Annotated in this window: 12 protein-coding genes; 7 read left to right on the forward strand and 5 right to left on the reverse strand. The window is 70.9% G+C overall.

The window, feature by feature from the left end; all coding sequences use genetic code 11:
• Positions 1–8: 8 nt before the first annotated feature.
• Both OG439_RS46915 and OG439_RS46920 read left to right on the forward strand, forming a co-directional pair.
• Positions 9–377, forward strand: a complete 369-nt coding sequence (locus OG439_RS46915) for an SPW repeat protein (RefSeq protein ID WP_326946784.1) — start codon at positions 9–11, stop codon at positions 375–377.
• Positions 378–943: 566 nt separating this feature from the next.
• Positions 944–1,561: a TetR/AcrR family transcriptional regulator gene (locus OG439_RS46920; protein ID WP_326946785.1), complete on the forward strand. Its 618-nt coding sequence runs from the start codon at positions 944–946 to the stop codon at positions 1,559–1,561.
• 394 nt (positions 1,562–1,955) lie between these two features.
• Here OG439_RS46920 and mce read toward each other — a convergent pair whose 3' ends face one another.
• Positions 1,956–2,411, reverse strand: a complete 456-nt coding sequence (gene mce / locus OG439_RS46925; RefSeq protein WP_326946786.1) for a methylmalonyl-CoA epimerase — start codon at positions 2,409–2,411, stop codon at positions 1,956–1,958.
• A 137-nt stretch (positions 2,412–2,548) separates the two neighbouring features.
• Here mce and OG439_RS46930 point away from each other — a divergent pair, with 137 nt between their 5' ends.
• Both OG439_RS46930 and meaB read left to right on the forward strand, forming a co-directional pair.
• Positions 2,549–3,736 carry an acetyl-CoA C-acetyltransferase gene (locus OG439_RS46930; RefSeq protein WP_326951799.1) on the forward strand — a complete coding sequence of 396 codons (1,188 nt, stop codon included), beginning with the start codon at positions 2,549–2,551 and terminating at the stop codon, positions 3,734–3,736.
• Positions 3,737–4,702 (forward strand): methylmalonyl Co-A mutase-associated GTPase MeaB, encoded by a 966-nt coding sequence (meaB, locus tag OG439_RS46935; protein WP_326946787.1) that lies wholly within the window; start codon positions 3,737–3,739, stop codon positions 4,700–4,702. It abuts the gene before it with no gap.
• Between the two features lie 56 nt (positions 4,703–4,758).
• Here the strand turns inward: meaB and OG439_RS46940 are convergent, their stop codons facing one another.
• Positions 4,759–5,310 (reverse strand): DUF6939 family protein, encoded by a 552-nt coding sequence (locus OG439_RS46940; protein WP_326946788.1) that lies wholly within the window; start codon positions 5,308–5,310, stop codon positions 4,759–4,761.
• A 196-nt stretch (positions 5,311–5,506) separates the two neighbouring features.
• On the opposite strand from OG439_RS46940, the gene OG439_RS46945 reads away from it, so the two are divergent.
• Complete coding sequence (locus OG439_RS46945; RefSeq protein WP_326946789.1) at positions 5,507–6,235, forward strand: peptidylprolyl isomerase; 729 nt, start codon at positions 5,507–5,509, stop codon at positions 6,233–6,235.
• Positions 6,236–7,303: 1,068 nt separating this feature from the next.
• Here OG439_RS46945 and pdxR read toward each other — a convergent pair.
• The gene (pdxR, locus tag OG439_RS46950) at positions 7,304–8,674 is read right to left on the reverse strand and encodes a MocR-like pyridoxine biosynthesis transcription factor PdxR (protein ID WP_326946790.1); all 1,371 of its coding nucleotides are present in this window, start codon (positions 8,672–8,674) and stop codon (positions 7,304–7,306) included.
• A gap of 45 nt (positions 8,675–8,719) precedes the next feature.
• Between pdxR and OG439_RS46955 the strand changes: the two genes are divergently transcribed.
• Together OG439_RS46955 and OG439_RS46960 are read left to right on the forward strand one after the other, a co-directional pair.
• Positions 8,720–9,181 carry a carboxymuconolactone decarboxylase family protein gene (locus OG439_RS46955; RefSeq protein WP_326946791.1) on the forward strand — a complete coding sequence of 154 codons (462 nt, stop codon included), beginning with the start codon at positions 8,720–8,722 and terminating at the stop codon, positions 9,179–9,181.
• Complete coding sequence (locus tag OG439_RS46960) at positions 9,178–9,918, forward strand: isocitrate lyase/PEP mutase family protein (protein WP_326946792.1); 741 nt, start codon at positions 9,178–9,180, stop codon at positions 9,916–9,918. Before OG439_RS46955 ends, OG439_RS46960 begins: the two co-directional genes overlap by 4 nt.
• Positions 9,919–9,991: 73 nt before the next feature.
• Here OG439_RS46960 and OG439_RS46965 read toward each other — a convergent pair whose 3' ends face one another.
• On the reverse strand, positions 9,992–11,623 hold the full coding sequence (locus OG439_RS46965; RefSeq protein WP_326951800.1) for a solute symporter family protein: 1,632 nt from the start codon (positions 11,621–11,623) through the stop codon (positions 9,992–9,994).
• Entirely contained in the window at positions 11,623–11,985 is a 363-nt protein-coding gene (locus OG439_RS46970; RefSeq protein WP_326946793.1) for a DUF485 domain-containing protein, read from the reverse strand. The genes OG439_RS46965 and OG439_RS46970 overlap by 1 nt, the downstream gene beginning before the upstream one ends.
• Positions 11,986–12,017 lie beyond the last annotated feature (32 nt).

Raw genomic sequence — 12,017 nt, forward strand, 5'->3', positions numbered from 1 at the left:
GAGCACGAATGAGTGAAGTCTCCACGCACGCATGGACCCGGCCCCACGACTGGGCCGAGGTCGTCATCGGGGCCGTAGCCGCTCTTTCACCCCTTTGGCTGAGCACGGACACGACAGCGATGTGGACGCTGGTCGTCCTGGGAGCGCTGATCGCCCTGGACGGCCTGGCCTCGCTGGCGGTGCCGGGCGCGGTCTACGGCGAAGGCATCCAGATAGCCCTCGGCGTGCTGTTCTTCATCGCACCGTGGGTGCTGGGCTACACGTCATTCGACGGCGCGTCCTGGACGTCCTGGATCGCCGGAGTGCTGACGATCGTCGCCGGCGCGGCGGCGATGCCGGTAGCGACCGCGGCGCACCGCACGGCGGGCCAACACTGACCAGCTGGCATAGGTGGGGGGCGCCCAGCGATCGTGGCCAGTACTTGAGCGGCTGGTACCCGGCAGCCGACAGGTGAGCAGTCGGCGTGTGGCCGTCGGTACTCAGCGGCCGGTGGGTGAGTGGCCGGTGCTTGGGCGGCGGGCGCTTGACTGACTGGCGCTTGAGCGGCTGGCACCCGGCGGTCGGCAGGTGATTGGTCGGCACTCAGCGGTCGACACGTGAGTAACCGGTGCCTGAGCGGCCGGTGCTTGACTGGTCGGTACCCAGCAGGTGAGTGGCTAGCGCTTGGGTGCTGACACGTGAGTGGTAGGCACTGATCGGCCAGTACCGGCGGCGGCTGGCAGGTGAGCAGTCGGCGCTTGAGCCGTCGGCCCTCAACGGCCGGCAGGTGAGTGGCCGGTGCCTGAGGGACCGACGCTGACCGACTGGCAGTTGAGCGGTCGCACTGAGTGGCCGACACTGAGCGGTCTGCGCCGGCCGTCCCGCACAGGGCGCCCGGCGCAGACCGCTCAACTTGCGGGGTCGGCCCCGAACGACCGGCACCGAACGACCAGGAGGCACCGGAATGACCGAGGATTCGGCGAAAGAGCGCATCCTCTGCGCCGCCGAGGCGCTCTTCGCCGAGTCCGGCTTCGACGCCACCCCGACCTCCCGCATCGCGGAGCGGGCCGGGGTGCCGAAGGGCCTGGTGCACTACTACTTCCGGCACAAGGCCGACCTGCTCACCGCGCTTGTCGAGCGGCTGCCCGACGAGCGCATCGAACCGGCCGCGGTCGTCGTCCCCGGCGACCTCGCGGGCAGCCTGCGCCGGCTCGTCCGTGAACTGGACCACCGCTTCAGCCGGTCACTCGGGCTCTCGCACCTGCTATGGCGCGAGGCCGACACCCACCACGTCGTCCGCGACGCCCTCCACGCGCGCTTCCAGGTCCTGGTGCGCCAGGTCCGTTCGGTGATCCTGGCGGCCACCGGCGGCCACTTGACGAACGACGACGTCGATCGCGCGTCGGGCCTCCTTGCCCGCGCGGTCAGCCACCGGCACGCGACGGCCCGCCACTCCGACGACGACCTCCCCGCCGAGTTCGACGGCGAGCTCACTTTCATCGCGGAGTCGCTCGCCGCCAAGGCCGCATCGCGTGGCGTCACATCCGCCGAGGCTGCGCCCGCCGAGGCCACGACCGCCTAGCGGAGTCGGGGCAGGCCCGACCTGAGCCGCCCGACATGAGCCGCCCCCGGAACGCACTCGAGGCGTACCGCTCGGACAAGCAGGGCGCCCGGAGTGGGCCGCTCGGCACACCAAGTCCGGCGCGAGACCGAGCGCACGACATAACCGGGGCGGAGTGGGCCGCCGGAATCAGCGGGCTTGGCGCGCGTGGGCCCTGTGGGCGCCGGCCGGCTGGCGCCTTGCGGCGCCGATCGAACCGCAGGCTCCGCGTGCTGCACCGGCTGGCTGCCGGGTGGCGCACGGCCGGCGATGTGAGTCAGGCTTTTCCCGCCCCGCCCCGCCCCGCCCCGCCCGGTTGTGTCGTGTGCGTGGTTTCGCGCCGGACTGTTGTGCCGGGCGGGGTTCCGCGTCCGCGCTAGTGTGCGGAGCCGTCCTTGGCCGGCTCTACCAGCTCCACGAGGACACCGCCCGCGTCCTTCGGGTGGACGAAGTTCACCCGGCTGTTCGACGTGCCGCGCTTTGCCTCCTGGTACAGCATGCGCAGGCCCTGATCGCGCAGTGCCGCCGCCGCTGCGTCTACATCGGACACGCGGTACGCCAGCTGCTGCAGCCCCGGCCCGCTCTTCGCCAGGAACTTGCCGATCGCCGAGTCGTCGCGTAGCGGGGCCAGCAGCTGGATCTGTGTCTCCGTGCCCGCGGTGCCGGGCGCGCGCAGCATCGCTTCACGCACTCCTTGCTCCTCGTTCACCTCCTCGTGCGCCACTTCGAGACCGAAGTGCGCGCGGTGGAACTCGATGGCCGCGTCCAGGTCCGGGACCGCGATGCCGACGTGGTCGATGGCCGTCACGAACGGCCGCAGGGCGTCATTCATGGAGGCAGGATAGGCGGCCGCGGCGCGGCGTCGAGCCGGAATCGTCGCGTGCCCCGCCTCACACTGGCTCCATCAAGAAGCCCACCCCCCGGGTATGGTCGAGCGAACTGCCCATGCGCCGAAGCTTGGAGGACGCCGTGTCCGGTTCCGTGATCCTGGGTGCCGCCCGTACACCGATCGGGCGCCTGCTGGGGTCCCTCAAGGACCTCACGGGGGCGCAGCTGGGCGGGGTCGCGATCAAAGCGGCCCTCGAACGCGCCGGGGTCGCCCCGGACGCGGTGCAGTACACGATCATGGGCCAGGTGCTGACCGCCGGCGCCGGCCAGATCCCGGCCCGCCAGGCCGCGGTCGCCGCGGGCATCCCGATGAGCGTGCCCGCGCTGACGATCAACAAGGTCTGCCTCTCCGGCCTCGACGCCATCGCGCTCGCCGACCAGCTGATCCGCGCCGGCGAGTTCGACATCGTCGTCGCCGGTGGCCAGGAGTCGATGACCCAGGCACCGCACCTGCTGCCCAAGTCCCGCTCCGGCTTCAAGTACGGCGACACCACCCTCGTCGACCACATGGCCTACGACGGTCTCTTCTGTGCCTTCGACCAGGTCGCCATGGGCGCCTCGACGGAGAAGTACAACTCCCGCTACGGCGTCACCCGCGAGCAGCAGGACGCGTTCTCGGCGCGCTCCCACCAGCGCGCCGCCGAAGCCATCAAGAACGGCTACTTCGCCGACGAGATCGCGCCGGTCTCCATCCCGCAGCGCAAGGGTGACCCGATCGTCTTCGACACCGACGAGGGTGTCCGCGCCGACACCACCGCCGAAGGTCTCGCGAAGCTGCGCCCCGCCTTCGCCGCCGACGGAACCATCACCGCGGGCTCGGCCTCGCAGATCTCCGACGGTGCCGCCGCGGTGGTCGTGGCCAGCAAGGCCAAGGCCGAGGAGCTGGGCCTCACCGCGATCGCCGAAATCGGTGCGCACGGGGTCGTCGCCGGTCCGGACGCGAGCCTGCACGAGCAGCCGTCGAACGCCATCCTCGCCGCGCTGGCGAAGGAGAAGCTCACCGCCGACGCGCTCGACCTGATCGAGATCAACGAGGCGTTCGCCGCCGTCGGCCTGGTGTCGACCGACAAGCTCGGCATCGACCCGGAGAAGGTCAACGTCAACGGTGGTGCCATCGCGCTCGGCCACCCGATCGGGGCGTCCGGGGCGCGGCTGGCCGTGCACCTGATCCACGAGCTGCGCCGCCGCGGTGGTGGCCTCGGTGCCGCCGCGCTGTGCGGTGGCGGTGGCCAGGGCGACGCCCTGCTGCTGCGGGTGCCGTCCGCGTAAGTGGCCGGCGCACTCGACCTCGACGACCTGGTTGGCCGCGCGCGGGACGGGCAACCCCGTGCCGTCGCGCGGCTGCTCTCGCTCGTCGAGGACGCCCACCCGCGCGTCGCGGAGATCGCGCGAGCGCTGACGCCGCACACCGGGCGAGCCCGGATCGTCGGGCTCACCGGCCCGCCCGGCGTCGGCAAGTCGACTTCGACGTCGGCCTTGCTGACGGCGCTGCGCGCGGAGGGCAAGCGGGTCGGGGTGCTCGCGATCGACCCGTCTTCGCCGTTTTCCGGCGGGGCGCTGCTCGGCGACCGGATCCGGATGACCGAGCACGCCACCGATCCCGGCGTGTTCATCCGCTCGATGGCCACCCGCGGGCACCTCGGCGGGCTCTCGTGGGCCACGCCGCAGGCCGTGCGCGTGCTCGACGCCGCCGGCTTCGACGTGGTGCTGATCGAGACCGTCGGGGTCGGACAGTCCGAAGTGGACGTCGTGAAGCTCGCCGACACCACCGTGGTGCTGCTCGCGCCGGGCATGGGCGACGGGATCCAGGCCGCCAAGGCCGGGGTGCTGGAGATCGCCGACGTCTTCGTCGTCAACAAGGCCGACCGCGACGGCGCGGAAGCCACGGTGCACGACCTCAAACAGATGATCTCGCTGGCGCGCCGGGAGATCCGCGGGCCGAGCTGGCGCCAGCCGATCGTCCGGACGGTCGCGGCCAAGGGCGAGGGCGTCGACGACGTCGTCCGCGCGCTGGCCGAGCACCACGACTGGCTGGTCGCCCACGACGAGCTGGGCCGCCGCCGGGTGGCGCGGGCCCGCGACGAGGTGGAGGCCATCGCGCTCCGGCGGTTGCGGGCCGAGCTGACTGACCTGCGTGGTGGCGGCCGGCTGGCCGGCGTGGCCGAGCGGGTCGTCGCCCGGGAGCTGGATCCGTTCGCCGCCGCGGACGCGCTGATCGCGGACCTGCGGAGCTAATGCGGGTTTCGCGGTCGGACGCAAGCGGCGCACGACGCGGCTGATGAGCCGGAGGATCAGAGCGCCCACGGCCACTCCCCGGTCAGGTGCGTTCTCAGCAGTGCCGCGTGGGACAACGGTTTCGACAGGTTCTCGACCTCGCCGTTCGTCGTGTAGTCCAGCAGCACGATGTCCCGCTCCGCGCTCGCTTCGCGGAGTTCGCCGACCAGGTCGGCCAGCTTGTTCTCCAGGACCCAGCGGTAGGACGGCAGGTAGATCCGCCTCCGGGCCTGTTCGTACGCCAGCAGCTCCGAGCCTTCGACGCCGGTGCGGTGACCCACCACCTCGCCGTGTTTGCGGACCGTGCGCTTCAGACCCTTCATTGATTTCACGCCCAGCTTCCCGACGTCGATTCCGGTGCCGCGGAAGACTTTCAGCGCCTGCCAGATCCCTTCGACCGACGCGCTCTCGACGCCCGGTGAGTACGGCACCGGGATTCCGCCGTGCGGGTAGAACGGGCTGAACCGCACCCACGGCTCCGGCCCGCGCGACGTCACGTCCGCGATCAGCGCGCCGGGATGGCTTGCCGCCACGGTGGTTCTTCGCCGGTTGACCACATGGACCGTCATGACTTCCCCCTTCGCCGGGCGGCGCTTTGCCGCGTGATCGAGATCGTGCTCCGGGGGTCCGACAATTTCCGGGGTCCGGCGCCGCGGTTCACCCGAGTGGATGACATGGGCGACTTTTGCCGGTTCTTCTTGTCGGTGCCGGGCCCTAGACTGCGGGACGCTCCGGAACCGGGCGATCACTGGGAGGGCGTGCAGGATGAAGAAAGCACTGGTCACCGCGCTGGCGGTCAGCGCGTTGTTCGCGGCCGGGAGCGGCGTCGCCGCCGCGGACGACACCGCGCCACCGCCGAAGACCACGCACGGCCCCTGCCAGTACACCGAGACGCCGGACGAGCCGGCTTCCCGGCCGGTGCCGCTGCCGCCCGACCCGCGGCACACCCCGGACCGCGGCAAGGTCGACGTCGCAGTTCCGACCAGCCAGGGCGCGCTTCCGCTGCGGCTCGACCGCGCGAAGGCGCCGTGCACGGTGCAGAGCTTCCTGCACCTGGCGCAGCACCGGTTCTACGACCGCACGGTGTGCCACCGGCTGACGTCGTACCCGACGCTGAAGGTCCTGCAGTGCGGCGACCCGACCGCGACCGGAGAGGGCGGGCCGGGTTACAAGTACAAGGACGAGCTGCCGGTGGACCTGCCGCCGGCCCCGACTGACCCGACCGGCGCGCGCCGGGTTTACGCGCGTGGGTTGCTGGCGATGGCCAACGCGGGCCCGGCGACGAACGGCTCGCAGTTCTTCGTCGTGTACGGCGATTCCGCGCTGCGGCCGGACTACACGGTGTTCGGCACGGTCGGCGCCGCGGGGCTGCGGACGCTGGACAAGGTCGCCGCCGGCGGTATTCAGCCGACCGCGGACGACCCGGCGCCGGTCGACGGGACGCCGGTGCTGAAGACGGAACTGCTGCGCGTGCGGCCCGACTGCTGGTTCTGACGGGTACCGCGGGCCACCTCGACGGGGGTGGCCCGCGGGCTCGGTGCGGGCTTGCGTGGTTGAGGCGGTTTCGGCGCGGTTGGGTTGTTCTGGCGTGGGTTGGGCTCGGAACTCTCTTGTGATTGGGGCGATCTGGCGCGGTTGAGCCCGGAACTCTTCTGGTTGGGCCGGTCTGGTGTGGTTGGGGCCGGAACTCATGTGATTGGGAGCAGACTGGCGTGATTGGGGCCGGGTTTCGGTTGGCTGGGCCCAGAAACCCGGGTGGCTGACTCGGGTCTGGCGTGGTTGGGCCCGGAACTCGCGTGATTGGGCCCGGAACTCGCGTGACTGAAGCCGGAACTCGCGCAGTTGGGGCCAGAACTCGCGCGGCTTAGGCGGATCTGGCGTGGTCGGGCCCGCACTGGCGTGATTGGGGCCGGATTCGCGTGGTTGAGGCCGGAACTCGCGAGGCTGAGGCGGACCTAGTGTGGGCGGGCCCGCGCCGGTGTCATTTGGGGCCGGATTCACTTGGTTGGGGCCAGAACTTGGGCGGCTGAGGCGGTTTGGCGCGGTCGGGTCTGCAACCGGCGCGACTGGGGTCGGGCTTCGGCTGGCGGGGGCCAGAAACTCGGGTGGCTGAGTGGGGTTGGCGTGGTTGGGCCCGAAACTCGTGTGATTGGGCTCGTGACTGGCGTGGTTGGGGCCGGGACTCGTGTTGCTGAGGCCGGGACCGGGGTGGCTGGGCCGGAGTCGGGGGTGGCTGCAGCCGGGACTCGTGTTTTGAGGCCGGGACCGGGGTGGCCGGGCCGGAGCCGGGGATGGCTGGGCCGGGGCTCGTGCGATTGGGGCCGGGACTCGTGTGATCAGAGGCGGGACTCGCGTGATTGACGGCGGATTCGCGTGATCGGCAAGGCATCTCGTGTGATTGAACGGGCATCACGCGTGATTGGAGAGGCATCACGTGTGTTTGGAGGGTCGACTCGCGTGCTTGGGGAGTCGGGTCGCGTGCCCAGAGGGTCGGTTCGCGTGCCTGGAGGGGTTGGTCCGCGGCTGGGAGGTGGGGCGCGGGGGCGTGACTGGTGGGTGGGGTTAGGTGTTGATTTCCCATAGGGCCTCTGTCAGCGTCTGGACTGCTCCTTTGAAGGCGTGTTTGGGGGGTGCTGCGTAGCCGACTATCAGGCCCCCTGGGCGGTTTGGGGTCATCCAGTAGGTGCCCAGGCCTTCTATGCCGATTGCTCGGCGGCGGCAGGCTGCCATTGCTTCTGTTTCTGTGGGGCCGTCGGAAGGGAGCATCAGCAGGAGGTGGAGGCCCGCTGCTATGCCGTGGGGGCGTACTGAGTCCGGTAGGGCCGCCAGGAGGTGGGTGCGGCGGGCTCGGTACTCCGCTCGGCTGCGGCGGATGTGCTGGTCGTAGGCGCCCGAGTCGATCAACTCCGCTAGGGCCAGCTGGTTCAGGACGGCCGGGCGGGAGCCGCTGTCCGATAGGGCCGCGCGGACTGGCTCTACCAGGGAACGTGGCAGGACCAGCCAGGCCAGGCGGAGTGCGGGGGCCAGGGTTTTGCTTGCTGTGCCTGCGTAGACGACCCGTTCCGGTGCCAGGGCCTGCAGGGCGCCGACCTGCTGGTGGTCGAAGCGGAACTCGCCGTCGTAGTCGTCTTCCAGGATCAGGGCGCCCGAGCGGGTCAGCTGGGTGCGGCGGTGGGGGGCCAATGTCACGCCGGTGGGGTACTGGTGTGCCGCCGTGACGACCACCGCCGGACTGTCCACTGCGGACACGTCTATGCCGTGTTCGTCGACGTCGATGCCGACGATTCGCTGGCCTTGCGCTGCGGCGATGTCCCGGTACATGCGCAGGGACGGGTTTTCGAACGCCATCTCGGTGATGCCGAGATCCGCGAGGGCCCGGGCCAGGACGGCGATCGCGTGGGAATAGCCGTGGCACACGACGATCCGGGCCGGGTCCGCGACCACTCCGCGGCTGCGGGCCAGGTACGCGGCGAGCGTGTCGCGCAGCTCCGGGGCGCCCAGTTCCGACTCGTAGCCGAACGCCGCCGCCGGGGTGCGCAGCAGGGCTCGGCGGGTCGCGGTGATCCAGGCCTGGCGGGGGAACGCCGTCAGGTCCGGGCGGCCCGGCCGCAGGTCCCAGCGCGGGGCCGGGTCGCGGGGTGCCGGCCGGGGCGCGGACTGGGGGAGCGCGCCCGCCGTCGCGACGCGGGTCGGGGCGCCCTGGGCCGTGTGCAGGTAGCCCTCGGCGGCGAGGTCGGCGTAGACGCGGGTGACCGTGCCGCGGGCGATGCCCAGGTCCTGGGCCAAGGCCCGGGTCGACGGCACAGTTGCGCCTGGCTGCCAGCGGCCTTCGCGGATCGCTGCCCGGATCGCCGCGGCCAGGCCGGTGCGCCCGGTTTCCGGCTGCCAGTCGAGGTGAACGTCGAGGCCGGAACTGGTCCACGAATCTGCCATGTGACTGGACCATACTCGTGGGCCAGTTCGGGCTAGCGTGAAACCATGACGAAGCGAATCGGACTCGGGCACGCGCCCGGGATCTACAAGGCACTGGCGAACGTGCAGGCCGAGGTGGACAAGGCCGCCGCCGACGCGGGGGTCGAGCAGAAGCTGATGGACCTGGTGAAGATGCGCGCCTCGCAGCTCAACGGCTGCGCGTTCTGCCTCGACATGCACAGCCGCGACGCGCTCGAGACGGGTGAGTCGCCGCGGCGGCTGTTCGTGCTCGACGGCTGGCGCGAGACGACCCTGTTCACCGAGCAGGAGCAGGCCGCCCTCGCCCTCACCGAGGCGATGACCAAGCTGGCCGCGACCCAGAGCGTCCCCGACGACGTCTACGACGAGGCCGTGCGGGTGTTCACCGAGGACCAGTACCGCGCCGTCGCGTGGCAGGTCATCGCGATCAACAGCTGGAACCGGGTGGCCGTCACCAGCCACACGCCGCTGCCGAAGCGTGACGCGTGAGCGCCGCCGCGCTCAAGGCCCTGCACGTCCCGGGCACGCCGCTGGTCCTGCCCAACGCGTGGGACGCCGACACCGCAAAGGCCGTCGAAGCCGCCGGGTTCCCCGTGATCGCGACCAGCTCGGTCGCCGTCGCGGCCGCTCTCGGGTTCCCGGACGGAGAGCAGGCCCCGGTCGACGAGATGTTCGCGGCCGCCGCGCGGATCGTGAAGGCCGTCGGCGTGCCCGTCACGGTGGACGCCGAGTCCGGCTACGGCCTGTCCGGCGCCGAACTGGCCGGCCGGCTCCTGGACATCGGCGCCGTCGGCCTCAACTTCGAGGACACCGACAGCGCCACCGGGCAGGTCCGGCCGGTGGCCGTGCAGGCCGACCGGATCGCCGCCCTGCGCGAAGCGGCCGGTGACGCCCTGGTGATCAACGCCCGCGTCGACGCCTTCCGCGGCGCGAGCGACCCCCGTGACGTGCTGGCCGGCAACGTCGCCCGGGCGAAGGCCTACTTCGCGGCCGGCGCCGACTGCGTCTACCCCATCCACCTGCAGACGCCGGACGTGCTCGCGGAGTTCGTGCAGGGCGTCGGCGGCGCGGTCAACGCGCCCGCGTGGCCGGGCAGCCCGGGCATCGCCGGCCTGGCCGAGCTGGGCGTGGCGCGGATCTCGCTGGGCGGCGGCCTGTGGGGCCGCACCCGGAAGTTCCTGGCCGACACGCTGGCCGAGGTCGCCGAGGGCACCCTGCCGTACTGACCGGGAATGGCCGAAGGCCGCCGCGAGGGGATCGGGAACACCCTCGCGGCGGCCTTCGGTGTCGGGCGGGCCGTCAGTGGGAGACGGCCTTCTCGGCGCCCGCGCCGGTGAGGGAGCGGACCTCCATCTCGGCGTACTTCTTCGCGTTGTGCTCCTTCGACAGGACCGTGCCGAGCCAGCCGAGGAAGAACGCGATCGGGATCGAGACGAGACCCGGGTTGTCGAGCGGGAACCAGTGGAAGTCGACGCCCTGGATCATCGACGCGCTCTTGCCCGTCTTGGCGTCGATCGGCTTCCCGGAGACGGCGGGGGAGAACACGATCAGGATGATCGTGATGGCCAGGCCGCCGTAGATCGACCACAGCGCGCCCTGGGTGTTGAACCGCTTCCAGAACAGCGAGTAGAGGATCGTCGGCAGGTTCGCCGACGCCGCCACCGCGAACGCCAGCGCGACCAGGAACGCCACGTTCTGCCCGTTGGCCAGGATGCCGCCGAGGATCGCGACCGCGCCGATCACCAGCGCGGTGATCCGGGCGACCTTCACCTCCGAACCCGGCGTGGCCTTGCCCTTCTTGATGACGCTGGCGTAGACGTCGTGGGCGAACGACGCCGACGCCGTGATCGTCAGGCCCGCCACCACGGCGAGGATCGTGGCGAACGCGACCGCCGCGATCAGGCCCAGCAGGACCGGCCCGCCCAGTTCGAGCGCGAGCAGCGGTGCGGCCGAGTTCGCGCCGCCCGGGGCGGCCTTGATCTTGTCCGGGCCGACCAGCGCACCCGCGCCGTAGCCCAGCACCAGCGTGAACAGGTAGAACACGCCGATCAGCACGATCGCCCAGACCACCGAGCGACGCGCGTCGCGGGCGGTCGGCACGGTGTAGAAGCGCATCAGCACGTGCGGCAGGCCCGCGGTGCCCAGCACCAGCGCGATGCCGAGGGAGAAGAAGTCCAGTTTGGACGTTCCGGTGGCGCCGTACTGCTTGCCCGGGCCGAGCAGCGCTTCACCCGTCTTGCCCGCCTTGTCGACGGCACCCTGCAGCAGCGAGGAGAAGTTGAAGCCGTACTTCCCGAGCACCCACAGCGTCATCACGAGCGCGCCGACGATCAGCAGCGCGGCCTTGATGATCTGGACCCAGGTGGTGCCCTTCATGCCGCCGATGAGCACGTAGGCGATCATGATCACGCCGACGATGACGATGACCAGCGACTGGCCGGTCTTGCCCTCGATGCCCAGCAGCAGCGCGACCAGGCCGCCCGCGCCGGCCATCTGGGCCAGCAGGTAGAAGAACGACACGACCATCGTCGACGTCGCGGCCGCCGCCCGGACCGGCCGCTGCTTCATCCGGAACGCCAGGACGTCGCCCATCGTGAACTTGCCGGTGTTGCGCAGCAGTTCCGCCACCAGCAGCAGCGCGACCAGCCAGGCCACGAGGAAGCCGATGGAGTAGAGGAAGCCGTCGTAGCCGTAGATGGCGATCGCGCCCGCGATGCCGAGGAACGACGCCGCGGACAGGTAGTCGCCCGAGATCGCGATGCCGTTCTGCGGGCCGGTGAACGCGCGCCCGGCGGCGTAGTAGTCCGACGCCGTCTTGCTGTTGCGGCTGGCCCGGAACACGATCACCAGCGTGATGATCACGAACACACCGAAGATGCTGATGTTGAGGAGCGGGTTGCTGCCTTCGACTCCCGCGGCGATGGTGGTGATCACGCCTGCTCCCCCTTCGTGCTGTCGGCTTCGATGTCCTCGCGGATCTTCTCCGCGATCGGGTCGAGACGGCGGTTCGCGTAGCGGACGTAGAGCCCGGTGATCACGAACGTCGAGACGAACTGCAGGAGACCGAAGATCAGGCCGATGTTGACGTTGCCGAAGACCTTCGTGCTCATGAAGCCGTGCGCGTAGTCGGCGAGCAGGACGTAGAGCAGGTACCAGAGCAGGAACAACGCCGCCATCGGGAAGACGAACCGGCGCAGGCGGCTGCGCAGCTCCCGGAACTCGGTGCTTTCGTGCGCGCGTTCCCAGATGGCGTCGGCCGTTTCCGGGGGTCCGCCGGGTTCCGTCGTGCTCATGCTGCTCCCTTGCGGCATTGCGAAATGTGGTC

The sequence above is a fragment of the Amycolatopsis sp. NBC_01307 genome, assembly GCF_035975215.1.
In the GTDB taxonomy this organism is placed as follows: Bacteria; Actinomycetota; Actinomycetes; order Mycobacteriales; family Pseudonocardiaceae; genus Amycolatopsis.

Excerpts from the sequence above, each read along its gene's own strand:
- OG439_RS46970 (WP_326946793.1), bottom strand. The coding sequence starts at position 11,985 with ATGAGCACGACGGAACCCGGCGGACCCCCGGAAACGGCCGACGCCATC.
- OG439_RS46945 (WP_326946789.1), top strand. The coding sequence starts at position 5,507 with ATGAAGAAAGCACTGGTCACCGCGCTGGCGGTCAGCGCGTTGTTCGCG.
- OG439_RS46920 (WP_326946785.1), top strand. The coding sequence starts at position 944 with ATGACCGAGGATTCGGCGAAAGAGCGCATCCTCTGCGCCGCCGAGGCG.
- OG439_RS46940 (WP_326946788.1), bottom strand. The coding sequence starts at position 5,310 with ATGACGGTCCATGTGGTCAACCGGCGAAGAACCACCGTGGCGGCAAGC.
- OG439_RS46955 (WP_326946791.1), top strand. The coding sequence starts at position 8,720 with ATGACGAAGCGAATCGGACTCGGGCACGCGCCCGGGATCTACAAGGCA.
- pdxR (WP_326946790.1), bottom strand. The coding sequence starts at position 8,674 with ATGGCAGATTCGTGGACCAGTTCCGGCCTCGACGTTCACCTCGACTGG.
- OG439_RS46915 (WP_326946784.1), top strand. The coding sequence starts at position 9 with ATGAGTGAAGTCTCCACGCACGCATGGACCCGGCCCCACGACTGGGCC.
- mce (WP_326946786.1), bottom strand. The coding sequence starts at position 2,411 with ATGAATGACGCCCTGCGGCCGTTCGTGACGGCCATCGACCACGTCGGC.